This is a genomic window from Sediminicola arcticus (assembly GCF_040566695.1).
GTDB classification, from domain to species: domain Bacteria; phylum Bacteroidota; class Bacteroidia; order Flavobacteriales; family Flavobacteriaceae; genus Sediminicola; species Sediminicola arcticus.
Map to the genome: position 1 here is coordinate 693,789 of NZ_JBEXAE010000001.1, position 25,923 is coordinate 719,711.

Here is a 25,923-nt window from a genome sequence, read left to right on the forward strand (position 1 = left end):
ATAAAGAGGTACTATAGAGCTAGGTTTTTGCAGAAGATATGTTTTTAGTGAGGTTATTTAGCTTTGGATGGTAATGCGATTTAAAAAAAACAATAAGAAAACTTAACTATAGTGAATGAACTTTCTCTGTACACACCCGTGACGATCTGCGTTATAAATAGAAAAATCAACTAGATGGTCAGTTTTTTTTAAAAAAGAGATTGTTGTTTAGCCGGACTTTCGTGTTCCAAAAGCCATTTTTTACGCTGCAAACCCCCAGCATAGCCTGTCAGGGAACCATCACTTCCTATGATCCTATGGCATGGAACAATAACCCATAGTGGGTTTTTACCGTTGGCGGCCGCAACGGCCCTTATCGCTTTGGTATCACCTAGATTTTTGGAAAGCTCTAAATAGGAAATCGTTTGGCCATATGGGATATGTTCCAAGGCTAACCAAACCTTTTTTTGGAAATCTGTTCCTTCAGGATTTAAGGTTAAACTAAATTGGGTGCGCTTTCCCTCAAAGTACTCGTGGAGTTGATAAACAGCATCTTCTAATTCTTCCGGTATTATATCGGTTAACTTCTCATCGGAATCTAATAGGGTTAGATTTGACAGTCCCATTTCATCCCCTTCCAATTTTGCGATGCCCAAAGGTGTATTTATAAAAACAGTTTCCATTAGCTATCTTCCTTGGTAGTATCTATAATGCCGGTTCGCATTGCCCTATTTTGCCAATTTTTTCGAGCTAGTTGTTGCAAGTTCTCTATATCGTCGCTTTCATCCATGATTTCCAGACCCAATAAGGTTTCTATTACGTCTTCCATGGTTACCAATCCACTTACAGACCCATATTCGTCTACCACCAGGGCTATATGTGCCCTTTTAGCTATAAATTGTTCAAATAATTTAGGGATAGGTTTGTCTCTTTCGATGACGTGAATATCCCTTTTAATTTGGGATAATGGAATGTCTCCATTTTCATTGATAATTTCTTCTAAAACCTCATCTTTAAGAACAAACCCGGAAATATTGTCCATCTTTCCGTTATACACAGGGATTCGGGAAAAACGAAGATTCTGATTGGCTTGGAAAAATTCTTTGATGCTCGTGTTTTCTGATGCCGTCTTCATAACGGTGCTTGGGGTCATAATATCCTTTGCCAAAATTTGGTCAAATTTAAGAAGGTTTTTAATGACGGTAGATTCTGATTTTTCAAAGACCCCTTCTTCTTGGGCAATATCTGCCATTGCCGTAAAATCTTCTCTGCTCAGAATACTACCATGATGTCCTTTTGTTCCTATGAGTTTGGTAAATAACTGTAAGATCCATAACAAACCTGTCCATTTAAGGCCTAATACCATCACTTTCAACGTTTTCGCACAGAAATTTGCCAATTTCTTCCAATACGTAGCACCTATGGTTTTAGGAATAATTTCTGAGGCTACTAAGATGAGAATTGTCATGATGGTGGAAACGACTCCGACCATAGCTTCTTCTGTAAAGGGAATTCCAAAAAGACTTTTTTGACTGCTTCCATAAAGTTCCACATAAGCCACTTTGGCCTGGACACCAACTAAGATGGCACCAACGGTATGTGCAATGGTGTTCAAGGTCAGAATTGCTATTAGTGGTTGGTCCACATCTTTTTTAAGCTCCTCTAAGGTAGCAGCAAATTTTTTTCCTTCCTTCTTTTTTACATTGATAAATGTTGGAGTAATGCTTAAAAGTACCGCCTCCAAGATGGAACATATAAATGATACAAGGATGGATATAATGGCAATTAAAATAAGTAAGCCCATATGTTTTTCTAAAATTCTAAGGTAAGCATAAAATGAAAAAGAGAACACCCCTTACCAATTAGTTTGTGTTATCTATTTAAAATTAAATACACTCTTGAATTATTTTAAGAGGTGTTGATTTCGTAAAATATGTGATTTAAAAATTGCAAAAAAAAGGCAGCAATAATATGTTATACCTATAAGTTTATTGTACCAATAATTATATTATATTTTAAATATTCGTGATTTATATATTTAAACTAAAGTTAGCTTATATAGTTGTAACTAATTAATATTGAATTAATAATGTGATAATATAACGCATTAAATAAAGAGTTTAAGATAGGCGCTAAGGAGCAGATGTCAGGTAGTAAATTAACTTGATCTATTCGAATATCTAGATATTACCAGCCCGTATATTTAGGAGGTTCAACGTTGTTGAGGTTGAGATATACAATCAGCTGACCTCTATGATGAGTAACATGATCCTGTAATAAGTTCAACATTTGAAACTTTGTCTTTTCACCGGCAAAGAAATCTACTTTAGTTTTTAGTTCTTCAGGATACGTGTTTAATACAGCTTGGTTAATACGTTCAAAAGCATCTTTTAGATTGGCTATGGTTTGTAATTTAATATTAGTTTTTATAGCTGTGGATCCTTCTTCCTTATCAAAATAGGTTGTTCCTAGCCACTCCATATTCTGTTGTATATGTTGTAACTGTGCTAAGAAGGTCATTTCCCTATTAGTAGGTTTGTAATCATATTTTTCAAGAGGCATGGCTTCGGCTATTTTCAATAGATAGGTTTTGGAGTTCTCCCATTTTTCCAAAAAGGTAGGTATGGTTTGATCTTGTGCATGCCCATAGCTAAATAATAAACCAATGAATATAAATAGTATCTTTTTCATTTTAAGAAGGTAGTTTGCAATTCATTAATGTGTGAAATTAATCAAAAAAAAAGCCTTTATATGCTTGATATAAAGACTTTTTAAAATATGTGATTTTTGTTATTCTTAGCTCATTAACTTCACGGCGTCTTTTGCAAAATAGCTGGCTATGATGTTTGCGCCTGCTCTTTTAATGGCCAATAATTGTTCCATCATGACAGCATCATGATCTAACCATCCTCTCTCGGCTGCTGCTTTTACCATGGCGTACTCTCCTGAAACCTGATAAACGGCTACGGGAACATCAACCGCGTTTTTAATTTCGCGTACAATGTCCAAATAGCAAAGCCCTGGTTTAATCATTACGATATCAGCTCCCTCGTCAATATCCATTTCGGTTTCCTTGATGGCTTCAAACCTGTTAGCTGGATCCATTTGGTACGTTTTTTTATCTCCAAATCCTGGAGCGGAATCTAAGGCATCCCTAAATGGGCCATAAAAAGCACTGGCGTATTTGGCACTATAGCTCATAATACCTGTATTAAACAAACCTTCTTCTTCCAAAGCTTCACGAATGGTCAATATTCTACCGTCCATCATATCGCTTGGGGCTACAAAATCTGCACCTGCCAAAGCGTGGGAAATACTCATTTCTGCCAAGACCTCTGTGGTTTCATCATTGATGATTTGTCCATCTTCCACAATTCCATCATGTCCATAAGAAGAATAAGGGTCCAAAGCCACGTCTGTCATCACTAGCATGTCTGGACAGGCATTTTTAATGGTCTTTATAGCCCGTTGCATTAACCCATCAGGATTCAAGGCCTCCGTACCTTTATTGTCCTTTAGGTTGACTGGGACCTTCACAAAGAGTAAAACGGCACCAAGCCCCATATACCAAAGTTCTTTGACCTCTTTTTCCAAATTATCCAAACTCAGTCTAAAATAGTTGGGCATAGATGGAATTTCTTCCTTAACACCTTTTCCTTCAACAACAAAAAGAGGAACCAAAAAGTCGCTTGGGGTGATAATATTTTCCCGTACTAATGTACGTATGGATTCATTTGTGCGCAGTCTTCTATTTCGTCTAAGAGGGTACATAGTATTTTTTAGTTTGAACATCAAAGATAATGCAACTTCACTTCTTTTTTAGGCCTCTTCTTCAGATGTTGATTTATTAAATTTCGAATTTTTATTCTTTGTTTTCCGCCAACCCAAGATAGACCCAATTGCTATCTTCCCGTGTAAAAGCAGAATTCTCGCTGATTACCTCGACTTTGCCATCTTCAAAATAATAGGCGTTAAAGGATACGGTACCGTCATTGTCCTTTTGGCTACCCTTTGATTTTTCCAAGACTTCCAGGCGAATCCAATTGACGGATTTGGCCCAATTGACCGCTGAATTTTTTTCTTTGGTAGGGCGAGTAGCCGAATGATGGCTGCGCATTAAATAATTCCCGTTAGCCATAACATAAGCCGTATATCTGGAACGCATTAATTGCTCTGCCGTTTTTACAGCCGATAGGTCATTGTGGGCAATTTCACAACAATCGGTATATTCTTTGTTGCTTCCGCAGTAACAATCCATACATTAATGCTCCTTTAGTTAATTAAACCCAGTCTTTTGGGGCTTTCAATACATTTAATAATTGTTCTTCTGTGCTTCCTTTTTCGGGATGATGGTCATAAACCCATTGGACATGTGGAGGCAGGCTCATTAAAATGCTTTCTATGCGTCCATTGGTCTTTAATCCGAACAAGGTGCCCTTGTCGTGAACTAAATTAAATTCCACGTATCTACCGCGACGAATCTCCTGCCAGTCCATATGTGCTTGGGTATAAGGCAATTCTTTTCGTTTTATAACAATTGGTACATAAGCTTCTAGAAAGCTGTTGCCTACTTCGGAAACAAAGTGGAACCAATCTTCCATTCCGATGTTTTCTGTAGCCTTGCAATAGTCAAAAAAGAGTCCGCCAATACCTCTAGCCTCTTCCCGATGGGTGTTCCAGAAATACTCGTCACACTTTTTTTTGTAGGTTTCATGAAATGCAGGATTATGGGCATCACAGGCCCTTTTACAAATTGTATGGAAATGTACGGCATCCTCTTCGAACAAGTAATAAGGAGTGAGATCCTGTCCTCCCCCAAACCATTGGTCCACAAGGTGGCCTTCCTTATTATACATTTCAAAATAACGCCAGTTCGCATGAACTGTTGGCACCATTGGATTTTTTGGATGGAGTACCAAACTCAGACCACAAGCAAAGAAATTAGCATCTTTGACCCCAAAATAGTCCTGTATGCTTTTGGGCAGTTTCCCATGTACACCAGAAATATTGACCCCACCTTTTTCAAAGACTTTACCGTTTTCTATCACTCGTGTGCGACCGCCCCCACCTTCCGGGCGTTCCCAAACGTCTTCCTTAAAAGTAGCTAGGCCATCAATTTCGGTTAGCTTTGTTGTAATGGTATCCTGTAGTTGAAGTATATAGTTGTAAAATTTATCTTTCATGATCTTATTAAATTGACCTGTAAGGTTTTCTTTCCGTCCTTTAAGGTTTTAAACTTAGCAGGATAAGGATGTGATTAGCCTTTATATTCCTTTACAGCATCAACAAAGGCTTTTGCATTTTCCAATGGGATGTTCGGTAAAATACCATGGCCCAAATTCGCTATATATCTGTCCTTCCCAAATTCATTGATCATTTGGGTCACCATTTTTTTTATCTCCGTAGGGGGCGATAACAATCGCGAAGGGTCAAAATTCCCTTGTAGGGTTATTTTTCCTCCGGTCAAGTATCTGGCATTTTGTGGGGAACAGGTCCAATCTACGCCTAAGGCTGCTGCACCTGAATTGGCCATTCCTTTTAGGGCAAACCAGCATCCTTTTCCAAAAGCAATGACAGGAATTTCATCTTTTAGGGCATCAATGATTTGTTGTATGTAGTACCAAGAAAATTCTTGATAGTCGGTTGGGGACAACATTCCACCCCAAGAATCGAATACCTGTACGGCGTTTACACCAGCGGCTACCTTTGCCTTTAAATAGGCAATAGTGGTATCTGTTATTTTTTGCAAAAGGGCATGGGCTACTAGTGGTTGGGTAAAACATAGCTCTTTGGCCTTATCAAAATTCTTGCTCCCTTGTCCTTGTGCACAATAGCAAAGTATAGTCCAAGGGGAGCCAGCAAAACCAATAAGCGGGATATCATCATTCAACTTTTCCTTGGTCATTTTAATGGCTTCCATCACGTAACCCAAAGAATCCTGAATATCTGGAACAATCACCCGATCCAGATCTTTTTGTGAACGGATAGGATTTGGTAAATACGGTCCAAAATTTGGTTTCATTTCTACATCTATGTTCATGGCCTGTGGAATCACTAAAATATCAGAAAACAGAATGGCGGCATCCATGCCATAGCGGCGAATAGGTTGTACGGTAATTTCCGAGGCCAATTCCGGAGTTTCACAACGGGTGAAGAAATCATATTTTTCCTTTAGTGCCATAAACTCTGGCAGGTAACGCCCTGCCTGGCGCATCATCCAAACTGGAGGGCGTTCTACCGTTTCCCCTTTTAAAGCTCTTAAGAATAAGTCGTTTTTTATGCTCATATATGAATTTTCTGACCCTAAGCGCTCTCTAAGGGCCTATTATTAAATGTTTTTATTACTTGTGCCAATATGTTTTCCACGGTTGGTTTGTTGGCAATTACAATGTTGTAGCTGTGTTTTTTTACAGCTTCGGCAGTGGTGTTTCCAATACAAAATGCTGTGCAGTTATCTAGGGAATTGGAAGCCGTATAGCTTTCAACGCCAGACGGACTATAAAAAAGGACCCCATCAAAATGGCGATCAAAGGCCTTGGGATTCAATTGGGTAATATAGACTGTAATTTCTTTAAAATTTATGCTGTCCTTTCTTAAACCATCGGGAATTTCATCCCTCCTCAGGTTTCCGCATAAGAACAAAAAGGACTGGTTTTTATAGCTTTTTGCAATTGTTTTAGCCAAATCTGCGCCATAATTGGCTAGTTCTATCACTTTTAGGCCATTTTCTTCCAAAAAGGAAGCGGTCTTTTCACCTACGCAAAAGCAGTTAAATTGACTTTTGTCTATATTTTTCTCATGCTCTAGATTTTGCAGATAAGCAGCAACAGCATTCTGACTGGTAAAAATGAGGTTTTGGATGTCGCCATCCATAGTAAAGGGTTGGTGTTGAATTTTTATGGCGTCATACGAGACCACGGCAATCCCTGCGTTCAGCAAACGTTCCTTTTGTGCAAGGGTCAGGATTTTTGTGGAAAGTATTGTCTTCATAGGTGTATCAACTTGCCTATTCCCTGAGCAAAGGAAACGGTTAGTTTTTCATTGCTTTTTTTATAGAAGCCATCAGCTCGCTTCCGCCTTGTTCTAATATTTTTTGGGCACAGCTTTTACCAAAATGTGTTGCTTGAGCCACTGGAATGCTTTTTTCGATCTCTAGTTTTTGGGTGCCGTCCAAAGAAAAGAGGACCCCTTTAAAATGTAACGTACCGTCATTTATTGTCGCTAGTGCTCCAATAGGTGCGGTACAACCCCCTTCCAATGTTTTTAAAAACGCCCTCTCTACCGTGGTGCAGATTTCTGTTTCTGAATGGTTCAATTTTGCTAAGGCCTCTCTACAAAAAGAGTCGTTTTCCATGGCGGCAACCACCATAGCTCCTTGTGCAGGTGCTGGAACCATCCAATCCAAGGCTAAGAAATGTGCGGGTAATAGGTTGATGCGTTCCAAGCCGGAGGCGGCAAAAATTGCGCCGTTCCAGGTATTGTCTTGTAGTTTTTGCATACGGGTGTTTACATTGCCCCTAAGGTCTACCACATTATGTGAGGGGTACTTGTTGAGCCATTGTGCCTTCCGTCTTAAACTTCCTGTAGCGATGGTTCCTGATGTATTTAGAAAATCCAATCCTTTGTGCACCATAATGTCTTCTGTCCGTGCGCGTTCCAAAACAGCGGCTTGCACCATCCCCAAAGGAAGAGCGGTAGGCACATCCTTCATGGAATGTACTGCGATATCAATGGTATCATTGATCATGGCAATATCCAACGTTTTGGTGAAAATGCCTGTAATACCAAGCTCGTACAAAGGTTTGTCCAGAATAATATCTCCTTGGGATTTTACGGGCAAGAGCACAGATTCGTATCCTAAAGCGGTTAGCTTGTCCTTAACGGTATTTGCCTGCCATAGTGCCAATTCACTATCGCGCGTACCAATGCGAATCACTTTGTTCATTTAGATTCTATTTCTAATTGAAATACTTTTTGGATAAGATCAAGGCTAATGTCTGCATCGGTATCATCTCCCTTCAGGTGGTTGGCGAAATGGGTGGTAATTTTTTGAATGAAGCGGTCAGATATGATTTCTGCCTGAATTGAATTGAAATCGGTCAGTTTTTTGCTTTGGAAATCTAGTTCCTCATCCTTCATCGTCTTAAGCTTCTTTTTCAAGGCTTTGATAACAGGGGCAAATTTTCTGGTCTCCAACCATTTGATAAAATCGTTCTTGGTCTCTTCAATAATGACTTCCGCCTGTGGGATAAATTGCTTCCTTCGTTCTAAGGTCTTATCCGTCATTTGGGAAAGATCGTCTAGATGCACAACTGTAACATTCTCCATGGCCGCTACATCGTCAGAAACGTTCTTGGGGATGGAAAGGTCTAAGATCAACAACGGCTTTTTGGTATAGATCAATTCCTTGGAAATGGTAGGAGATTGCGCGCCCGTGGCCACTACTAATACGTCTGTGGTGCGTATTTCTGTCTGTAGGTCCCCATAATCCTTTACTAATAAATTGAACTTGCCGGCAATCTTTTCTGCTTTGTCTTTAGTACGGTTGATGAGGGTGATATGGGTGTTCTTGGTGTGTTTTATTAAATTTTCACAAGTGTTGCGACCAATCTTCCCGGTCCCGAAAAGCAAAATATTCTTTTCTGAAACGTTGGGCACATTGCTCATAATGTATTGTACGGAAGCAAAGGCCACGGAGGTGGCACCAGAAGAAATCTCGGTTTCATTCTTAATCCGCTTGCTTGCCTGTATGACTGAATTGCATAAACGTTCCAAAAACGGATTTGCAATTTCCAAACGTTTAGATCTTGTGAAACTTTGTTTTAATTGGGCGATAATCTCAAAATCACCCAAAATCTGACTATCCAATCCAGTACCTACTCGGAACAGATGGCTGATGGCATCATTGTTCTTGTAGACATAGGCTACTTCTTGGAATTCTTCAACGGTACCGTTGGTATTGTCGCAAAGTAATTTGATTAGTTGATAGGGGTGCTGTGCAAAACCGTGCAATTCTGTACGGTTACAGGTAGATGTTACCAAAAGGCCATCAATATCCTGGTCCTTGGCCTGCCTTAACAGATTCTCCATCGTTTCCTCTTCCAAACTGAACTTACCGCGAACCTGGGCATCTGCCTTTTTGTAGTTCAGCCCTATGGTATAAAAAGAGTTATGTTTGGAAATATGGTAATTCTTCATACAATCCTTTGAATCGACCACAAAATTAAATTCATAAAAGCGATAAAAGTAACGCTGTAGGAACAATAAGTATCGATTCAAGTTTTTTAACGTCATTTTTAGATCATATCCGGCCATATATATTATTTTTGTTGGGGTTAGGACGTTACCATCCAAAATAATTTAGAACGTTTCTAAATAGATTAATCTTGTAGAAAAAGGAGTATGGAAACAAAAAATATCGCTGAAGGTTCTTTTGAGGAAGTATTTATTGAGGACGGATTTTATGTACTTAAAATTCAGAACGATGCCCCTCATATAGAGAAGGTTACGCGCCAGATAGATAGTTCCTTCATACAGTTTCATTTCTGTTTGAAGGGGAGTGTTAAATTCATTTTCAATGATGGGCGGTATGCTTTGGACGTATCAGAGGAAAACTCCCTACTGTTGTACAATACGCAAATGGACCTGCCCCTGAACTTGGAACTCAACCCGAACTCTTGGTTAGTTTCCGTGGTAATGACCATCCGTAAATTTCATTCCCTATTTTCCAAGGAGGCCAATTATATTCCGTTTCTAAGTGCGGAGAACAAGGATAAGAAATATTATACCCAAGAGGGGGTGACCCCAGCTATTGCCGTTATTCTAAGTCAGATCATGAATTATCATCTGCACCGGTCCATTAAGGAACTCTATATAAAAGGCAAGATCTATGAACTCATTGCCCTTTACTTTAACCGGAGCGAAGATGCCGATGTGGAGCAATGTCCGTTCTTGGTAGATGAGGACAACATTAAACGTATCCGCAAGGCCAAGGAGATTATGATTTCCAGAATGGCAGAACCGCCCACCTTGGCAGAACTGTCCGAAGAAATAGGACTCAGCCTTAAAAAATTGAAGGAAGGGTTCAAACAGATTTATGGGGACAGCGTCTACAGTTTCTTGTTCGACTATAAGATGGAGTATGCCCGTAAGATGTTGGAATCTGGTATGCACAATGTAAACGAGGTAGGCCTCAAAGTAGGGTACAGTACCGCTAGCCATTTTATAGCGGCCTTCAAGAAAAAGTATAGCACTACCCCAAAAAAATACCTGATGTCTTTGGCCAATGGCTAGGGCGCTTGCGCCTTTTGGTATTGGGTTTTGGAAATTGAAAAGGGGACGTGGAATTTGTCTCTTCTTGGAGGAATTCTCTCTTTTTAATTAATAATTTGAATTATTCACTAATTTTTATTGATGCCATTTAGTTATCAATAAGGCTCTATTTATACCCTATATAGTGCCTTATTAATGCTTTTGGGTATTAAAATGGTGTTTTATTGTATTTATCTTCCTATGTGTGGTGTCAATTTTTGGGCTAAAACATGCAGATTTATTTTCTACTATTTGGGAAGCGTACTATCGTATTATTTTCTATATTGTTCCTTATTGTAAATTGTTTTGATAGCAATAGTGTTAACTTTATACGGTGTTACTAAATACTAGATAGATGAAGAACATACAATTAAAATCATTCGCAAACGGAGAAATAAACCTAAAAGAGAAATCGGTTGAATTTGACGATAAAAGTAGTAGAGTGAATAAAGGAATCTTTAAAATTTATCATTTCATATTTTTATTTTTTGGAATTTATCAAATTTACTCTGGAATCATATCAGAAAGAGAGATTCAAATAATTTTGAGAATTATATCAGGAATTTTATTAATCTCGATTCCTGCATTGTTTTATCATTCTAATTTTATCAGAACAAATAAAAAGGAAATTGAACTGGATGAAATTAAGGAAGTAAAAATGAAAAAAATTTTTGGAGAAATTTTGATTGACTTTAAGTTGAAAGATAACTCTACAAGACGAGTTTATAATATTAAAAATATGACCGATTGGAATTTAATTAAAAGCTACCTGACAGAAAGAAAAATTATGTGCTTGAATTAAAAATATTTGGTAATACCGTATAAAATTAATTCCTAGTGCAACCCTACTTAAGTGGGACTCGCGGATTTTCTATTCGGTTTGTAGTTGCTAAACTAGGTGCTTAAAAGATGCAAATAATCTTATATCAACCGTTACTAACATAGCCATTTAATACTCCTTGGCAAGAAAATTGATTAATAGCTACTTAATTAAGAATAAAGCCATTTCAAAAATGACAAAATTACTTTCCTTTTTAATACTACTTTTATCAGTCGTCTCTCTTTTCGGGCAAACTGGTTTTGAGGAAATAGACAGCGCTTCCCAAAAGGTGTCCAAGGGATTAAAAACTGTAGATGAAATTGCACTTTATCTCACCAAGGATCTTAAACAAAAAGAAGAGAAAGTTAGGGCCATTTATATTTGGGTGACCCATAATATCCAATACGATATGGCTTTGGTCAATAATCCCATTACTTATACAGAAGAGACGAATATTGCGGATGAGGCCCTAAAAAACAGAAAAGGGGTTTGTGAACATTATGCCCAACTCTTTAACCGCATGTGCACTGCTATTGGGATCACCTCCTATGTGATTTCTGGTTATACCCGCCAGTCCGAAGGTGCCACCATAGACCCACTGAACCATGCATGGACTGGGGTAGTCATAAATAACCAATATTACTTGGTAGATGCCACTTGGGATGCAGGATATTTTGATAAAAGCACCTATGTACACGAGTTTCAGGACGAGTTTTTTCTGCTAGAGCCAAAAGAATTTATAAAAACCCATATGCCTTTTGACCCTATTTGGCAGTTTCACAACAATCCCATCACCCATACTGAGTATATGATCGAGGATTTTTCAAAACTGAGTCGCGTTGGTAATTATACGTTTCGTGATTCTATAGCAACAATGATCGCTTTGGATACAATTTATAGGATTGAAAAAAGCATTGCTAGGATTCAAAAGGCTGGGGTGACCAACACCCTCATTCAAGAAGAAATAAATGCCAATGAAGAGTTGTTAGAATATTACAAGTACAATAGCTGGCTTGAAAGTTTCAATAACTTCAATGGAGAACTTATAACCGCAGTAAATGAGATCAATTTGGCGGTAGCCTATCACAATTCCTTTTCCAGAGCCATTAACAAGAAGCGAGGCAATGCCCATGGAGAAGAACAGGAGATGAGTGAATATCTCAATAATGCTCAGGAACATATCACCAAAGGAAAGGAGCTCTTAAAAATATCCAGGTCTCAGATCTGGGCTTTGGAATATTCGGGGAAACGTAAAGAGCAAATAGTGAACACCAAAACCAACAAAAAAAAGCTCCTCGACTATATTTCCCAATTAGAGCAAACCGTCCTAAAATTGGAACCTTCCATTAAAAAGAACCTGGAATTTTACAAGGACTAGTCTTTTGCCACAGCAACATTTAATTTTTTTTTAAGAACACCCTTTGTGTCAATCGGTGCACTGAATCTCTATCTTGCGTTGCTGATAAAACAATCATCCTATGATTAGGGAATTGATTGTTTGTAGGTAGCAAAGTCAACTATGGAAACAGTAAAAACAGATATTATAATTATTGGTGCGGGATTAACTGGACTCACCTTAGCTTATTATTTAAAAAAACACCACATAAATGTGGTTCTCATAGAGGCGAGGGAGCGTTTAGGGGGCAGAATATACACCAAACAAAACCCAAATAATCCACCTTTAGAAATGGGGGCCACATGGATAAGCCCACAACACACGCTTTTGTTGGAACTGCTCCAGGAACTGGGATTAAAAATCTTTGAACAGAAAATGGGGGATACAGCCATATACGAGGCCTTTTCTACGAGTCCCTTTCAGTTGGTAAGCCTTCCCAAGTCGGACACCCCTAGCTACAGAGTACAACATGGAACCCAACAGATCATTGAAAAACTGGCCTCTAAAATCGACCAAAAACAGATGTATACCTCTCAAGTGGTACAATCCATTGTAAAAGAAGGAAATGCAATTATGGCAACATCGGAAACCCATAAATTTGTAGGGTCAATGGTGATTTCCACAATACCTCCTTTGTTGTTTGCAAACACCCTTACAGTAAGCCCATCGCTACCCAATGATTTGAAGGAAATTGCCCAAAGAACCCATACCTGGATGGGAGATTCCATCAAAGTTGCGCTCTCGTACAAAGAAAAATTCTGGGATCAAAAACAGTTGAGTGGCACCATCTTCAGTAATGCCGGACCCATTTCTGAAATGTATGACCATAGCAATGTGGAAGATTCTCTATTTGCCTTAAAAGGGTTTTTTAACGGAGCTTATTTTGCTATTTCCAAAGAAGAGCGATTACAACTGGTTCTAGACCAATTGGAAAAATATTTCGGCAATCAGGTAAAGGATTTCCTAAACTATGAGGAGCTAGTTTGGAAAAATGAACCCTATACAGCTACTGAGGCTTCTGGCTACATCTTACCACATCAAAACAATGGTAATGCAGTTTATCAAAAGGGATATTTGGATAATACGTTGTTTTTAGTGGGTACGGAAACGAGCCCTATAAATGGTGGTTATATGGAAGGAGCGGTGCATAGTGCAAACTATTTGTATACTACGTTGAAGTCAAAAGGGTTGCTTGGCCAATTGGTATAACATTCTTAAAATCGCACAAGTTGTAGATGGGTAAAGTTTCTTATCTTGAACCTTATATTTTAGGGTAAAACCCAACTAAAAATAGAGGAATGAAGATTAATGATTTTAAATTGGAACGCTATTTTGGGAAACACGAGTTTACGGCAAAATATATGCTTTCTAGTTCCGATTGCGATGGGTATGAAATGAAATATGTATTGGATCAGGCAACAAAGCAGGAGCTCGATCTTTGGGAAGGAATAACGCTGGGATATTCCGAAAGCGAGGGAAATTCTATATTGCGAGAGGCTATTTTGCAACATTATACTATAAAGAGCCTTGAAAATGTGATTGTAGCCACTCCCGGGGAGCTTAATTTCATTAGCATGAACGTGCTCTTGGGAGCATCAGATCATGTGATCACGGTTTCGCCTTGTTACCAATCCTTATACGAGGTGGTGAAATCCCTTAACTGCGAACTTTCCTATTGGCAGCCCAATCCAGAAAATTGGGAGTTTGATACTGATGATCTGGAAAAGTTGATTCAGAAAAACACCAAGTTGATCATCTTGAATTTTCCGCACAACCCAACGGGAAGCTATATTTCGCCCGCTCAATTGAATGAAATGATTGCTTTGGCAAGAAAGCATGACATTTATATCTTCTCAGATGAAATGTATCGTAAACTTATCATCAGTGATGTTCCCGAGTTGCCTCCTATTTGTGATCTATATGAAAAAGGGATAAGTCTGTGGGGGACCTCTAAATCTTTTGGATTAGCTGGTCTGCGTATCGGATGGCTTGTTTCCCAAGACACTAATTTTCTTCAAAAAGTAATTGCGTTCAAGGATTATCTGAGTATTTGTAATAGCACACCTTCTGAAATATTATCCATCATCGCCTTGAACCATATGGACAAGTTCCTACTACCCAATATTGAAAAAATCAAAAGGAATATGTCTGTATTTACCAAGTTTGTTGCAGAACATGATATCATCTCCTCCTTTATTCCCCCAAAAGCAGGATCCATTTCTTTTGTAAAACTGAACATTAAAACATCCTCTTTGGATTTTAGCAACCAATTGGTGGAAGCAACGGGGATAATGACGGTGCCTGCAGAAATGTTCGAATATCCGGGGAAATATATTAGGGTGGGATTTGGAAGAAAGAATTTGCCTGAAGTATTGGACGTTTTTGGGGCATATCTAAAAACCAAAAGGGATAGCCTTATCATGTAATAGTTAAAAGGGCAACTATTTACAGGAACTTTTTTGAATAGAGTTCTGGGCAAAATGGCATTAGAATATTAATTTTAAGAAATGAACAATGCGAGCAGCAATTTTTGAGAAGTTCCAAGGTCTTATTAGCGTACAAAATGTTGCAGATCCTACACCAAATGAACATGGAGTTGTAATTAAAGTGAAAGCTACAGGACTTTGTCGCAGCGATTGGCATGGTTGGATGGGACACGACTCGGATATCATATTGCCCCATGTCCCAGGTCATGAATTGGCAGGAACAATAGCCGCTATTGGTAAAAATGTTCGCAATTTTAAGGTGGGTGACCGTGTCACTGTTCCTTTTGTTTGTGGGTGTGGTACTTGTGGCCAGTGCATTTCTGGGAACCACCAGGTATGCGATCATCAATCTCAGCCTGGGTTTACACATTGGGGTTCGTTTGCAGAATACGTAGCCTTAGATTATGCAGACACAAACTTGGTACTACTACCAGAAGAGATCACTGATGTAACAGCAGCTACCCTAGGTTGTCGGTTTATCACCTCCTTCAGGGCCATAGTGGAACAAGGAAAGGTAACTGGGGGTCAGTATGTGGTGATTCATGGTTGTGGTGGGGTTGGACTCTCTGCCATAATGATTGCCAACGCTTTAGGAGCACAGGTGATTGCCGTGGATATTAATGAGGATACCTTAGATTTTGCAAAACAAATGGGGGCTATGGCCACGGTCAATGCAGCCAAGAGTGCTGATGTGGTCGGGGAGATCAAAGCCCTCACCAAGGGAGGCGCTCATGTCTCCATGGATGCCCTTGGAAGTCAGGCCACTTGCTTTAATTCCATTGCCAATCTGAGAAAAAGAGGGAAGCACATACAGGTTGGACTAATGACGGGGAACCATCAACACCCAAAAGTACCCATGGATAAGGTATTGGCCAATGAGCTAGAGATAATAGGCAGTCATGGCATGCAGGCTTTTAAATATCCTGAAATGTTGGACATGATCAAAAACGGGAAATTGCATCCCGAAAAACTCATAGAAAGAATCATTACGCTTCAAGAGGCGACCATCGCCTTACCCAATATGAACACGTTTCAGCATAAGGGGGTGTTGGTGATCAATTCATTTTAATCGATAAAATCAAAGAAAAAATTAAAACGAAGTTTTATGTCCAGTCAGCATTATGATGTAATAGTCGTAGGGATAGGTTCCATGGGAGCGCCAACCTGTTATAATTTGGCCAAGAGAGGGGTAAAGGTACTCGGTTTGGAACAGTTTACAATTGTACATGAAAACGGATCCCATGCCGGACAGAGCAGGATGGTGCGAAAGGCCTATTTTGAAAACCCGGATTATGTCCCTTTGTTAGACACAGCGTATGCCTTATGGGAGGAATTGGAAGAAATTACAGGCCAAAAACTATTTCATAAAACAGGCTTGTTCTATACAGGACCTAACCAGAATAATTTGCTAGAAGGGGTTAAGTTATCCGCTCAGAAATATAATATCACCATAAATAATCTAAATGAATCAGAGTGTTTAAAAAAATTCCCAAGCTTTAAGCTGACAAAAAATTATGAATATCTTTTTGAACCAGATGCAGGGTATGTGGTCCCGGAACAAATTATAAAGCTTTATACCAAATTGGCAATAAATGAAGGCGCTACCATTTTGGAAAATCAATTGGTGGAAGCTTGGAGTGATACTGAAAATGTCGTGAGCGTTAGGACTAAAACCGCTACCTATATCGCTGATAAAATTATTTTTACTGCGGGCGGATTTACGAACAACCTATTTCCTAAGGGAAAAAATCAATTGGTACCCCGTAGACAGGTAACTTGTTGGTTTCAACCTAAAAAGCCGTCGCTGTTTACCAGTGAAAAATTTCCTTGTTTCTTATATACCACTCCAGAACTACCAGGAGCGTTTTATGGCTTTCCCTTGCTTTCTACTGGGGATATGAATAGTAAAATGGGAATAAAAGTTGGCTATCATTATCCTGGGGAGGTCATTGATCCTTATACATTGCACAATTTTGATCATGAAAAGGAATCGAAGCTGATCAAAGAATTTATGCACAGCTACATTCCCGATGGGTATGAGTCGGTCTTGTCCACGAAAAGCTGTATCTATACCTATACAGAAGACGGAGATTTCATTTTGGAAAATCATAAGGACTACCAAAATGTTAGTATAGCTTGCGGGTTTAGTGGTCACGGATTTAAGCTAGCGCCCTTAGTAGGGGAGATTTTGGCAGATCTTAGCCTTGAAGGTAAAACAAAACACCCTATTGGATTTTTATCCTCTAATCGGTTTTTGTAATTGAAACCTACTTTAGATATGAGAGCCAAGGAATTGGTTTGCTGATCCCCAACTAATCCCATGAAACTTCTAAAAAAGGCATTAGTTTTTCTGCCAATATTTCTTATAGGTATGTAGCTTTTAATTGTTCTTTTTAGTCCCTATTTTAGCATGTCTTTAAACTCTCAGCGATATTTCCTCAAATTTTAATAGAGCATTAAATTAAATTATGAATCCAGACGAATTTCGAAAACAAGCCCATCTGATGGTAGAATGGATGGCAGATTATATGGAACATGTGGAGGACTATCCCGTAAAATCACAAGTCGCTCCCAAAACCATATACAACCAGATAGAATCCAGTATCCCAGATCATGGTCAAGAAATGGAGGCTATTTTCAAAGACTTTAAGGAGGTAGTACTCCCAGGAATTACCCATTGGCAGAACCCCAATTTTTTTGCCTACTTCCAGGCGAATACCAGTCCGCCTTCCATCTTGGCAGAAATGCTCACCGCCACTTTGGGGGTGCAGGGCATGAAATGGGAAACCTCTCCAGTAGCTACGGAATTGGAGGAGAAAATGATGGAATGGTTAAGGGATGGTATTGGAATTCCGAACGAATGGGCCGGAGTCATACAGGATTCGGCTTCCATGGCTACCCTATCGGCTATACTAACAGCTAGAGAACGTCTATCCGATTACCAAGTCAATGAAAATGGTTTTGAAGGATTTACCAAGTTGAGGGTATATTGCTCGGACCAAACCCATTCCTCTATAGAAAAGGGAGCTAAAATAGCTGGTGTTGGGAAGAAGAATGTAATCAAAATTCCCACGAATGATTTATTGGAAATGCGATCGGGCCTGCTACAGGAGCAAATAGAAAAGGATATAGAAGAAGGTTATCATCCCTTGTGCATTGTAGCTGCTTTAGGGACCACAGGAACCATGGCCATGGATCCCTTGGAAGCTATAGGGAGAATCGCAGAAAAGCATGGAATTTGGTTGCACGTGGATGCTGCTTATGCCGGTGCTGCCTTTTTATTGCCAGAATATCAAGGGCTAATGAAAGGTATTGAAAAAGCGGATAGTTTTGTATTCAACCCCCACAAATGGTTGTTCACCAATTTTGACTGCACGGCCTATTTTGTAAAGGATAAGAAGGTACTTTTGAATACTTTTTCCATCTTGCCAGAATACCTCAAAACGGCATCGGATGGTCTGGTGAACAATTATTGTGATTGGGGTATTCCATTGGGAAGACGTTTTAGGTCACTAAAATTGTGGTTTGTGATGCGGCATTATGGCATGGAGGGATTACAAAAACTATTGCGACTTCATATAGATCTGGCTATGTGGCTAGAAACTGAAATTGATAAGAATTCTTCTTTTGAACTTGTAGTTCCCCGCAGTATGAATCTGATCTGTTTCCGATACAGACCATATGAAATTGAAGATGAGGATGCGATTAATACTATTAATGAGCAACTGTTACAGCACCTAAATGCTATGGGTAAGCTCTATTTGACGCACACCAAGATCAATGGCATATATACTTTGCGCATGTCCATAGGGCAGACCAATGTCGCAAAATCTCATGTGGAAAAGGCATGGGAAACTATACAAAAGGTAGCTGAAGAAATAGCAATGAACAAGAAAATAGAATAGATGTACCAATGAACGTAGCAAAGCAAAATTTAATAAAAGCGGAACGGAAGGCAGAGGCCTTGTTCGATGAAATTGAAAATAGAGGGCTCATGCAGCCTGGAAAAACAGAAAAAGAACTGAATAGCGATATTTTTAACCTGGCTTTTGAGCTCTATGGGATAGAAAAGTATTGGCATAAGAGGATTGTTAGGGCTGGTAAGAACACCTTAAAGCCTTATGATGAAAACCCCGATGACCTTACTTTACAAGAGGACGATATACTTTTTATAGATTTTGGGCCGATTTTTGATGAATGGGAGGCAGATTTTGGACGAACTTACGTCTTGGGTAATGATCCTTTAAAACATAAGATCAAAAAGGATACCGCTTTAGCATGGGCAGAATGCAAGGCTTATTTTGATACCCAAAAGGAAATAACCGGAGCGGAATTTTATGCCTATGTAGTGGATATTGCCCAGAAATATGGATGGCAATACGGAGGGGAAATAGCCGGACATTTAGTTGGCCATTTTCCGCATGAGAAATTGGAGAAGGAGATAAAAACCAACTATGTGCATCCCAAGAACTATCAAAATATGCTATCACCTGATACCAAGGGCAATAAAAGGGAGTGGATTTTGGAAATTCATTTTGTGGATAGGGAAAAGGAAATAGGGAGTTTTTATGAGCAACTACTTACCTAATATAAAGTTTTAGATTGGTCTTTGTGTTTGCAAAATTTAACCGTGCCTTAATAGGTATGGGATCTACAGTTTTGGGCTATGGGCTTATACTTTTATAAAACGTAATTATTTAAATGAAAAAAATAACATGAAGCATATCCATTTTAATAAGTTAAATCGATTTCAATCGATTATTCTACTATTGATTGGGCTACTCCTAATCTTGATCGGATTTTATAAAAATTATCTAGGGGAAGGGAGCCTATGGACCACCACTTCCACTGTAATAGGGTATTTATTTTTTGGCCTCCACTTCAGTAAAATGTTCTGGTATAAAAATTATGTAGAATGGAATAAAAAGGGAATTGTCTATAAGATTAAAACGCGATTTGGAAAAACCCTAAGGTTCAATCAAATTGGAGGGGCAGTACTTAAAAAGGATATGCTGTTCATCACTTTGACCGATGGTTCCCTAATTGAGATCAATTTACATGAGGTGTTTCCGGAAGACCAGAAAAAGCTACATGAAATCTTTGTTAAGAAAGGGTAGTACTTGTAAAATGGATTACTATTTACCAAACCGAACACTTGGTTGGTTTTGGTTCATACTAAAATCGAACTGGAGACAATTGTTAAGGATGTAAAACAAAGAGCATCGCTAACCTGCGCCATTACGTAAAGAATATTCAAATAATTTGCCAATAATAAACTAGGTGGTTTGTATAACGATTCTGCAATGACTTCCTTTTTATAGCGGCCTGGCTATCATAATGCCCGTATTGCTTTTAATCTTTTTAAGATAATCTATCAAAGGAACATCTGAGACCTCTACCTCCATAGATCCTGTAGAGGCATGTAATAAATGAATACGCCCATCTGCTCCCCTGGTGGCAAAGCCGGTATGGGTAATATCTAATCCTTTTATGGAAGTGGTCAACGCGATGATATCTCCGGATTGTATAAGATGTTCATTTGCTGCTATACGGTCCTGTTGTAAAATACAGATAGTTTGGCCGTTGAGTTCCTGTTCTGTTTGCTTTATTTTTTCAAAATTTTGATTGTTTTTTAAAAAAGGATAGAGTTCCCTGTGGGTTCCCATAAAATTGATTTCTTTATCCAGGGTAATACCTCCTATATCCTTTGTTATATCTTTGACCAAACCTTTCTTTTCGTTGTTTTTGATCCATTGGGAAAAGTAATGGAGTCGAGACGGATATCCATCCAGCTTACCATCTAAGTATCTAATCTCTTCCAATGTCTTGGTGTAGGTGTCAAAGTCGGTTTTTTGGTTCCTGACCATAGTGCCAAAGGCCAGTACATTTTCCACATAAGTGGTACAATCCAATCCTTGCAGATTAACCACCAAGGCTTCAGTTGTTCCAATTTCCAAAGTTTTGGCTACATAGGGGATGCCAAAGAACGTTTTACCAACAGCAATTAAAAGGGCGCCATAAGTGGGCTGTTCTTTAAGTTGCTGCAGTGCCGTAATTTTATTTTCAAAAGCTACCTTGTCCTTTTGGGAACAAACCACTTCTTGAGCTAAAATGGGTTGGATCAAAAGAATGAAGGTTGTTATAAGAAGTGATTTTTTCATTGGGCTTTTGATTTTAAAATCCAAACTGATTAAAGGTACTAAATTGATAGGGTCGGTAAACAACGGCACGTTGCCTATCTTTCAACATAAACTCTTCGGTAACTAATTCTATTAGCTCCTTGTCTGTGTCGGTATCCTCAATGCGGATCCCTTGGCTCTTATAAAAAGGAATCGTATGAAGGTCATCTGTATTTTTATATACCACTAAGTACATTTTATATCCATCGTCATAATCTTGATTATTCCGCAATTTAAAATAATAACCTGTATATTCTGAATCTCTATATGCTATTGGTCTTTGGGTGATAAATAGTATTTTATTTTGCGTTTCATCATATTGTTCTTGATCAAAAAATGAAGCTTCTGCCAGCTGTTGTTGTGTCCTTAATTTTAAAGGGAAGAGAAAGAGTTTGCCTAAATTTTTTAGCTTCTTGAACAAGAGAGATCTGCTGTTTATATCAGTAGCTAAGGAGTCAATCATTCCAAAGGGTATGTTTTTATTGTCCTTCGCTAATAAGGCAACATAGGTGGTTCTTATTTTTGGATCGCTACTGAGTAAGAGACGATTAAAAAATTGCTGTACCTCTTTGTCTTTTATAAATGGGTAAAGCAGTATTTCATAGTCTTCCAAAATATTCGTGTTCTGAATTTGGGTATTACTAAAAAATCGCTTTTGACTATCTGGAGAGACCCATTGTCCCAAGTGCCTTTTAAGCTGTAATTTGGCATCATTTAAAATTTGCATCCTGTATTTTTTATAGCTTTTAGACTTTATAAACCCTTGGGTTAATAGATCGGCTAAAACGGAAAATATGGGTCCATTATATTCTTCAATAGTACTATAGTCCAAAATTTGAGGATATAATTTTTTTGCCAGTTCAAGGTTCTCCATATAGGGTTTAAATATGGTATAGATTTCCAGTTTATTGGAAACTAAGGGCAAGTCTTTGGACATTAGTTCTAATAGAAGCTCCGTGGAGTAATCGTCTCCTCTTTTAGAAATTGCCTGCAATATTTTGGTTTGGGCATTAGAGTTGTTGTAGGAGTTTACGTAGAGGTCTCTAAAGAATGGAAAAATAGCTGGGTCGTCTATTTCACCCATTTTTTGGATCAAGGTAGCCTGTATATTTTTTTGATCTTCCTTAAAATTAAATTCTGAAATGTAATACATAAGAGAATCTAAATGCTTGTTCGAAAATAGCAGAAAACGGATGCCATCTGTACTGATACTATCTTTTTCTCTCAGTGCCCTGAAAAAGTCTGGGACTTTATCCTCCATGAGATCTCTACCAATAAGGGTATCTGTAGGTTGAAAATTAGTATAGAACTCCGTTATATAACGACTCGGGGCGCCAAGGGTATCCAAGTTTGTTTTAAGCTCATAAAGTAGTCCCCCTTTTGATATGTTTTTTATTAAAATTCTCGTTGAACTAGCGGTATCTCCTAAGGTAAGATTTAGTTCTTGATATCCTGTGGGAGAAATGGATATCTTTTCATCATAGATGGCAAACTTACCATTAGAATAGAGCTTTTTACGGAGAGCCCAAACAGAATCAATATTTGGGAACATTAAAAAATCATGCGCCTTACTTACTTCAACGGTAATAGTTTCATTGTTCTTGTTTTGGTATTGTGTTTTCTTTACATAAGGACTAAAAGGCTTTGGCTTGTTTTTGCCTGTGTAGTAATTGTTGCTGTTTTCTACAAATTTTGGCGGAGCAATGTTGGTCACTGTTGTAAAATAAAGGGCCGTGTCCTTTACTTTTTCAAAGGGCTCTTTGTACAAGGGTGGTTGTATTGAAAATGAGTCAAAGTAGGCGTTGGCTTCTGCCTTGTTTTTTGATAATGCCCCCAATAAAAAGTAATCGCTTCCTTGGATTACAGTCTTTAAATATAATTTTTGATTGGCTTCAAAACTGGCTTCTGATGCTAAAGATTTTTGATCGAATGCGCCATAGGAGGGTTCCAAATGTAGATCTTGGTAAAAGCGTTTTTGTACCTGTTTCAATTCAAAGGTGTCCTCTTCTATAAAATTAAAATCATTCAAATTGGCTTTTTTAAGAAAGAAGTAGCTTCCTGTATTTTCGTCATAGCCTTCAATAGATCGTGTTCCATTTCGGAATTGATTTGGAAAAGTGTAGAAGGAAGGCATCTTAATCTCAAAATCCTTAAAACCGGAAGTGACTAGTTCTTTTTGTTTGTTAATCTTTTTAAAATTTATACTATTAAAAATGGTGTCAGAATATTGAGTAACATAATTGCCCTGTCCCCCCATTTTGAATATTAGAATTTCTAAAGGGGTAATATAAATTTGATATCGTTGGTGGTCCCCATTTTTCAATTCATTTTTTATGTCTAGTCCAAAATATCCGTCTTTGTTCAGTCTTTTTTTTTCAATGATTTTTCCTGGAATATTTTCAAAAAGAAACTTGTCAATATCCTCAATGGAATACAAGGCATCTTTCTTTAAAAAAGAAAATGTGGGTATACGATTCACCATGAAATAGCTCCCATTAGCTAAGTCGGGTGCTATATATGTGGTATTGGTCACCTCCGAGATGGGGTAAAGTTTGCTGGGCAATAAAAGGGAAAACAAACCATCATCAGGCGCAGTTTCCTTGTAGGTGTTCACCTTGACCTGTTTTTCAAGCCGCTCCTTTATACGTCTACCAGCACCACTTATTTTAGAGCTTAGGGGCTTAACTAGGTATCCTTTACTGCGCAATAAAGCAATAACTCCGTTAATTCCTGGTAAATGAGCAGCTCCAATACCAGCGAAAACTTTGTCCTTCTTCATTATAGTATCTAAACGTTGAACCATTTGGTAGTTGCGCACGTAGAGCATATTTTTTAAGTAGTACCTACTGTAAATCCCTTGGTTGATACTGTCTATAAGATTAATGTTTCGTGCTCTATAGGCATCCTGCATCAAGGTAACTGGATCTTGCTGTTGAATTATTTTCTTTAGCCATTCATCAGGTTTGGCCTTTAAAGCATTTAAATTAGCCCTGCCAACCAAGGCGGAAGATTCCCCTAAATCTTCCAAGGCTAGTATAGGTTTGTTTGATTTTTTTCCGGCTTGATAAATAAATAGGTCTAGGTAGGTTTCCTCCTCAAAGTTGCCAGAGAAGCCATCAGAACGGTATAAAATAGAATTGATTATCCTATCCTCAAAGGCTAAAAAAGCAGCGATCTCCTCTTTCTTAGGATTATTTACTAGGAATGGATAGATGTAGAATCCTTTTGCAGGAAAAGTCGAACCTCGACCATATCCAGAATTTTCCAAACTTTCCTCATCATCTAACCATGTATCTGGGTCGGATTCTAGGGCGATAATATTACTTTTTTCTAAGGCCTCATAAAATACATCATCTAAACGGAACGCAATTTTTTTGCTTACATGCATTGTACCATAGAGGTACGAGCTCTGCTCTAATCCGTTTCCTGAGATTTCCCAAAGCAAGCTGTTTTTTTCTTGGGCAACAGAACCCGTAGTAATAAATGTGATGGCCAAGGCCATGAAAAAGCGCATAGGGATCTCTTAATAGGGATTAAAAATGCTTCAAAAAAACATAGAAATAAAAAGTTATTGGTTAATTAACGTTTTCTTTGTCATGAAGGTATTTTGATGCAGTTTATTTTTTACTTGTTTTTATTCCTTTTCTGCTTCTTGGTCATTCATGTTTTTAATATATAAGCGGGTGTGGGGTAGGCTTTCTGGATAATTTTCCTGCAGAAAGGTAATCAGTTTTTCCCTGACCAAGACCCTCAGGTCCCAAGCAGTTGGAGAATCCAGAGCACTCATTAAAGCCCTAATCTCCACGCTCCTTTCTTTGGCATCTGTGACTTGAAGAACATTTACTTTTCCATCCCATAGTTCGGTGCTCTCTAAAATTCGGGTGAGCTCTCCCCTTAATTCATCAAAAGGAACGTGATAATCCGTATGGATAAAAACTGTTCCCATGATATCCGAAGAACTTTTAGTCCAGTTTTGAAATGGCTTTTCAATAAAATAGGGGGTTGGCACAATGAGTCTTCTTTTATCCCAAATAGCAATGATTACATAGGTTAGGGTTATTTCTTCGATTCGCCCCCATTCGCCTTCAACAATTACCACATCATCAATTTTTATGGGTTGAGTAATGGCTATTTGAATGCCGGCTAGGATAGTTCCTATCATTTTCTGAGCAGAAAACCCGATGATAATGCCTGCCACCCCTGCCGAGGCAAATAGACTTATTCCAAATTCCCTGATGCTTTCAAAACTAATCAATGCGGTAGCAATGGCCAGAAGGACTACAAGTACCATAAAAACACGTTCCAGAATATTGAATTGGGTGTATATTTTACGTGCTTTTAAATTGTCAGTGGCTTGTACATCATAATTTTGGATAATCAATTTTTTGGTAACCTTTAATGCTACTAAGATGAGCCAAGTAATACTGCCGATAATCAAAAGGGTGCTAGTTTTACCAATGACATAAGAGAAATCCTCTACCCTGAGAATGGTCTGAAGGGGTTGTGAGCCTATCAAAAAGGCAAAAAATAATAGAAACAATGGTGTACCAACTTTTTTTATGGTATCCCTGGGAATAAGGTATTTTGGATTGGCACCTAATTTTCGCAACGTATAATTGGCAATAATATAAAGAATGGCAAGCAGGAGAATGGTGCCCAAGGCATAGACGGTTGTCTGGATGTCAGAATTATTGAAGAACTTATCCATATTTTGAGACCCGTTATTTTGTAATTAGGGCATTAACTTACAAA

General features: G+C 38.4%; 23 protein-coding genes. 10 read left to right on the forward strand and 13 right to left on the reverse strand.

What is annotated here, in order from left to right; genetic code table 11:
- Window positions 1–188 precede the first annotated feature (188 nt).
- From ABXZ36_RS03095 to hemA, 10 genes are all read right to left on the reverse strand, one after another.
- A complete protein-coding gene (locus ABXZ36_RS03095; RefSeq protein WP_354614002.1) occupies window positions 189–662 on the reverse strand; it encodes a methylated-DNA--[protein]-cysteine S-methyltransferase in 474 nt (157 codons plus the stop codon).
- Window positions 662–1,783 carry a CNNM domain-containing protein gene (locus ABXZ36_RS03100; RefSeq protein WP_354614003.1) on the reverse strand — a complete coding sequence of 374 codons (1,122 nt, stop codon included), beginning with the start codon at window positions 1,781–1,783 and terminating at the stop codon, window positions 662–664. Before ABXZ36_RS03100 ends, ABXZ36_RS03095 begins: the two co-directional genes overlap by 1 nt.
- Before the next feature lie 383 nt (window positions 1,784–2,166).
- Window positions 2,167–2,670: a DinB family protein gene (locus ABXZ36_RS03105; RefSeq protein WP_354614004.1), complete on the reverse strand. Its 504-nt coding sequence runs from the start codon at window positions 2,668–2,670 to the stop codon at window positions 2,167–2,169.
- A 105-nt stretch (window positions 2,671–2,775) separates the two neighbouring features.
- On the reverse strand, window positions 2,776–3,750 hold the full coding sequence (gene hemB, locus ABXZ36_RS03110; protein ID WP_354614138.1) for a porphobilinogen synthase: 975 nt from the start codon (window positions 3,748–3,750) through the stop codon (window positions 2,776–2,778).
- A 91-nt stretch (window positions 3,751–3,841) separates the two neighbouring features.
- Entirely contained in the window at window positions 3,842–4,237 is a 396-nt protein-coding gene (locus tag ABXZ36_RS03115; RefSeq protein WP_354614005.1) for a YchJ family protein, read from the reverse strand.
- Window positions 4,238–4,259: 22 nt separating this feature from the next.
- Window positions 4,260–5,162 carry an oxygen-dependent coproporphyrinogen oxidase gene (gene hemF, locus ABXZ36_RS03120; protein WP_354614006.1) on the reverse strand — a complete coding sequence of 301 codons (903 nt, stop codon included), beginning with the start codon at window positions 5,160–5,162 and terminating at the stop codon, window positions 4,260–4,262.
- Window positions 5,163–5,236: 74 nt separating this feature from the next.
- Entirely contained in the window at window positions 5,237–6,265 is a 1,029-nt protein-coding gene (gene hemE, locus ABXZ36_RS03125) for a uroporphyrinogen decarboxylase (protein WP_354614007.1), read from the reverse strand.
- A 17-nt stretch (window positions 6,266–6,282) separates the two neighbouring features.
- Window positions 6,283–6,969 (reverse strand): uroporphyrinogen-III synthase, encoded by a 687-nt coding sequence (locus ABXZ36_RS03130; protein WP_354614008.1) that lies wholly within the window; start codon window positions 6,967–6,969, stop codon window positions 6,283–6,285.
- 40 nt (window positions 6,970–7,009) lie between these two features.
- Window positions 7,010–7,924: a hydroxymethylbilane synthase gene (gene hemC, locus ABXZ36_RS03135; RefSeq protein WP_354614009.1), complete on the reverse strand. Its 915-nt coding sequence runs from the start codon at window positions 7,922–7,924 to the stop codon at window positions 7,010–7,012.
- Window positions 7,921–9,177 carry a glutamyl-tRNA reductase gene (gene hemA / locus ABXZ36_RS03140; RefSeq protein ID WP_354614139.1) on the reverse strand — a complete coding sequence of 419 codons (1,257 nt, stop codon included), beginning with the start codon at window positions 9,175–9,177 and terminating at the stop codon, window positions 7,921–7,923. Before hemA ends, hemC begins: the two co-directional genes overlap by 4 nt.
- A 204-nt stretch (window positions 9,178–9,381) precedes the next feature.
- On the opposite strand from hemA, the gene ABXZ36_RS03145 reads away from it, so the two are divergent.
- From ABXZ36_RS03145 to ABXZ36_RS03190, 10 genes are all read left to right on the forward strand, one after another.
- On the forward strand, window positions 9,382–10,272 hold the full coding sequence (locus ABXZ36_RS03145) for a helix-turn-helix transcriptional regulator (RefSeq protein WP_354614010.1): 891 nt from the start codon (window positions 9,382–9,384) through the stop codon (window positions 10,270–10,272).
- Between the two features lie 373 nt (window positions 10,273–10,645).
- Window positions 10,646–11,092, forward strand: coding sequence for a hypothetical protein (locus ABXZ36_RS03150; RefSeq protein ID WP_354614011.1), 447 nt, complete (start codon window positions 10,646–10,648; stop codon window positions 11,090–11,092).
- A gap of 211 nt (window positions 11,093–11,303) precedes the next feature.
- The gene (locus ABXZ36_RS03155; RefSeq protein ID WP_354614012.1) at window positions 11,304–12,488 is read left to right on the forward strand and encodes a transglutaminase domain-containing protein; all 1,185 of its coding nucleotides are present in this window, start codon (window positions 11,304–11,306) and stop codon (window positions 12,486–12,488) included.
- Between the two features lie 141 nt (window positions 12,489–12,629).
- Window positions 12,630–13,715, forward strand: a complete 1,086-nt coding sequence (locus ABXZ36_RS03160; RefSeq protein ID WP_354614013.1) for a flavin monoamine oxidase family protein — start codon at window positions 12,630–12,632, stop codon at window positions 13,713–13,715.
- A gap of 89 nt (window positions 13,716–13,804) precedes the next feature.
- On the forward strand, window positions 13,805–14,932 hold the full coding sequence (locus ABXZ36_RS03165) for an aminotransferase class I/II-fold pyridoxal phosphate-dependent enzyme (RefSeq protein ID WP_354614014.1): 1,128 nt from the start codon (window positions 13,805–13,807) through the stop codon (window positions 14,930–14,932).
- Between the two features lie 88 nt (window positions 14,933–15,020).
- Window positions 15,021–16,061, forward strand: a complete 1,041-nt coding sequence (locus ABXZ36_RS03170; protein WP_354614015.1) for a zinc-dependent alcohol dehydrogenase family protein — start codon at window positions 15,021–15,023, stop codon at window positions 16,059–16,061.
- A 36-nt stretch (window positions 16,062–16,097) separates the two neighbouring features.
- Window positions 16,098–17,252 (forward strand): N-methyl-L-tryptophan oxidase, encoded by a 1,155-nt coding sequence (solA, locus tag ABXZ36_RS03175; protein WP_354614016.1) that lies wholly within the window; start codon window positions 16,098–16,100, stop codon window positions 17,250–17,252.
- Between the two features lie 208 nt (window positions 17,253–17,460).
- The gene (locus tag ABXZ36_RS03180; RefSeq protein WP_354614017.1) at window positions 17,461–18,897 is read left to right on the forward strand and encodes a pyridoxal phosphate-dependent decarboxylase family protein; all 1,437 of its coding nucleotides are present in this window, start codon (window positions 17,461–17,463) and stop codon (window positions 18,895–18,897) included.
- Between the two features lie 8 nt (window positions 18,898–18,905).
- Complete coding sequence (locus ABXZ36_RS03185; protein WP_354614018.1) at window positions 18,906–19,580, forward strand: M24 family metallopeptidase; 675 nt, start codon at window positions 18,906–18,908, stop codon at window positions 19,578–19,580.
- A gap of 127 nt (window positions 19,581–19,707) precedes the next feature.
- Window positions 19,708–20,109: a hypothetical protein gene (locus tag ABXZ36_RS03190; RefSeq protein ID WP_354614020.1), complete on the forward strand. Its 402-nt coding sequence runs from the start codon at window positions 19,708–19,710 to the stop codon at window positions 20,107–20,109.
- Window positions 20,110–20,307: 198 nt separating this feature from the next.
- Here ABXZ36_RS03190 and ABXZ36_RS03195 read toward each other — a convergent pair whose 3' ends face one another.
- From ABXZ36_RS03195 to ABXZ36_RS03205, 3 genes are all read right to left on the reverse strand, one after another.
- Window positions 20,308–21,153: an N-acetylmuramoyl-L-alanine amidase-like domain-containing protein gene (locus tag ABXZ36_RS03195; protein WP_354614021.1), complete on the reverse strand. Its 846-nt coding sequence runs from the start codon at window positions 21,151–21,153 to the stop codon at window positions 20,308–20,310.
- 13 nt (window positions 21,154–21,166) lie between these two features.
- Window positions 21,167–24,685 carry a TraB/GumN family protein gene (locus ABXZ36_RS03200; protein WP_354614023.1) on the reverse strand — a complete coding sequence of 1,173 codons (3,519 nt, stop codon included), beginning with the start codon at window positions 24,683–24,685 and terminating at the stop codon, window positions 21,167–21,169.
- 120 nt (window positions 24,686–24,805) lie between these two features.
- Window positions 24,806–25,879, reverse strand: a complete 1,074-nt coding sequence (locus tag ABXZ36_RS03205) for a mechanosensitive ion channel family protein (RefSeq protein WP_354614024.1) — start codon at window positions 25,877–25,879, stop codon at window positions 24,806–24,808.
- Window positions 25,880–25,923: the final 44 nt, after the last annotated feature.

Coding starts and splice junctions, on each gene's coding strand:
- ABXZ36_RS03105 (WP_354614004.1), bottom strand. CDS start 2,670: ATGAAAAAGATACTATTTATATTCATTGGTTTATTATTTAGCTATGGG.
- ABXZ36_RS03185 (WP_354614018.1), top strand. CDS start 18,906: ATGAACGTAGCAAAGCAAAATTTAATAAAAGCGGAACGGAAGGCAGAG.
- hemF (WP_354614006.1), bottom strand. CDS start 5,162: ATGAAAGATAAATTTTACAACTATATACTTCAACTACAGGATACCATT.
- ABXZ36_RS03100 (WP_354614003.1), bottom strand. CDS start 1,783: ATGGGCTTACTTATTTTAATTGCCATTATATCCATCCTTGTATCATTT.
- hemB (WP_354614138.1), bottom strand. CDS start 3,750: ATGTACCCTCTTAGACGAAATAGAAGACTGCGCACAAATGAATCCATA.
- ABXZ36_RS03130 (WP_354614008.1), bottom strand. CDS start 6,969: ATGAAGACAATACTTTCCACAAAAATCCTGACCCTTGCACAAAAGGAA.
- hemA (WP_354614139.1), bottom strand. CDS start 9,177: ATGAAGAATTACCATATTTCCAAACATAACTCTTTTTATACCATAGGG.
- ABXZ36_RS03195 (WP_354614021.1), bottom strand. CDS start 21,153: ATGAAAAAATCACTTCTTATAACAACCTTCATTCTTTTGATCCAACCC.
- ABXZ36_RS03200 (WP_354614023.1), bottom strand. CDS start 24,685: ATGCGCTTTTTCATGGCCTTGGCCATCACATTTATTACTACGGGTTCT.
- ABXZ36_RS03205 (WP_354614024.1), bottom strand. CDS start 25,879: ATGGATAAGTTCTTCAATAATTCTGACATCCAGACAACCGTCTATGCC.
- ABXZ36_RS03115 (WP_354614005.1), bottom strand. CDS start 4,237: ATGGATTGTTACTGCGGAAGCAACAAAGAATATACCGATTGTTGTGAA.
- ABXZ36_RS03095 (WP_354614002.1), bottom strand. CDS start 662: ATGGAAACTGTTTTTATAAATACACCTTTGGGCATCGCAAAATTGGAA.
- ABXZ36_RS03165 (WP_354614014.1), top strand. CDS start 13,805: ATGAAGATTAATGATTTTAAATTGGAACGCTATTTTGGGAAACACGAG.
- hemE (WP_354614007.1), bottom strand. CDS start 6,265: ATGAGCATAAAAAACGACTTATTCTTAAGAGCTTTAAAAGGGGAAACG.
- ABXZ36_RS03155 (WP_354614012.1), top strand. CDS start 11,304: ATGACAAAATTACTTTCCTTTTTAATACTACTTTTATCAGTCGTCTCT.
- ABXZ36_RS03170 (WP_354614015.1), top strand. CDS start 15,021: ATGCGAGCAGCAATTTTTGAGAAGTTCCAAGGTCTTATTAGCGTACAA.
- solA (WP_354614016.1), top strand. CDS start 16,098: ATGTCCAGTCAGCATTATGATGTAATAGTCGTAGGGATAGGTTCCATG.
- ABXZ36_RS03160 (WP_354614013.1), top strand. CDS start 12,630: ATGGAAACAGTAAAAACAGATATTATAATTATTGGTGCGGGATTAACT.
- hemC (WP_354614009.1), bottom strand. CDS start 7,924: ATGAACAAAGTGATTCGCATTGGTACGCGCGATAGTGAATTGGCACTA.
- ABXZ36_RS03180 (WP_354614017.1), top strand. CDS start 17,461: ATGAATCCAGACGAATTTCGAAAACAAGCCCATCTGATGGTAGAATGG.
- ABXZ36_RS03150 (WP_354614011.1), top strand. CDS start 10,646: ATGAAGAACATACAATTAAAATCATTCGCAAACGGAGAAATAAACCTA.
- ABXZ36_RS03145 (WP_354614010.1), top strand. CDS start 9,382: ATGGAAACAAAAAATATCGCTGAAGGTTCTTTTGAGGAAGTATTTATT.
- ABXZ36_RS03190 (WP_354614020.1), top strand. CDS start 19,708: ATGAAGCATATCCATTTTAATAAGTTAAATCGATTTCAATCGATTATT.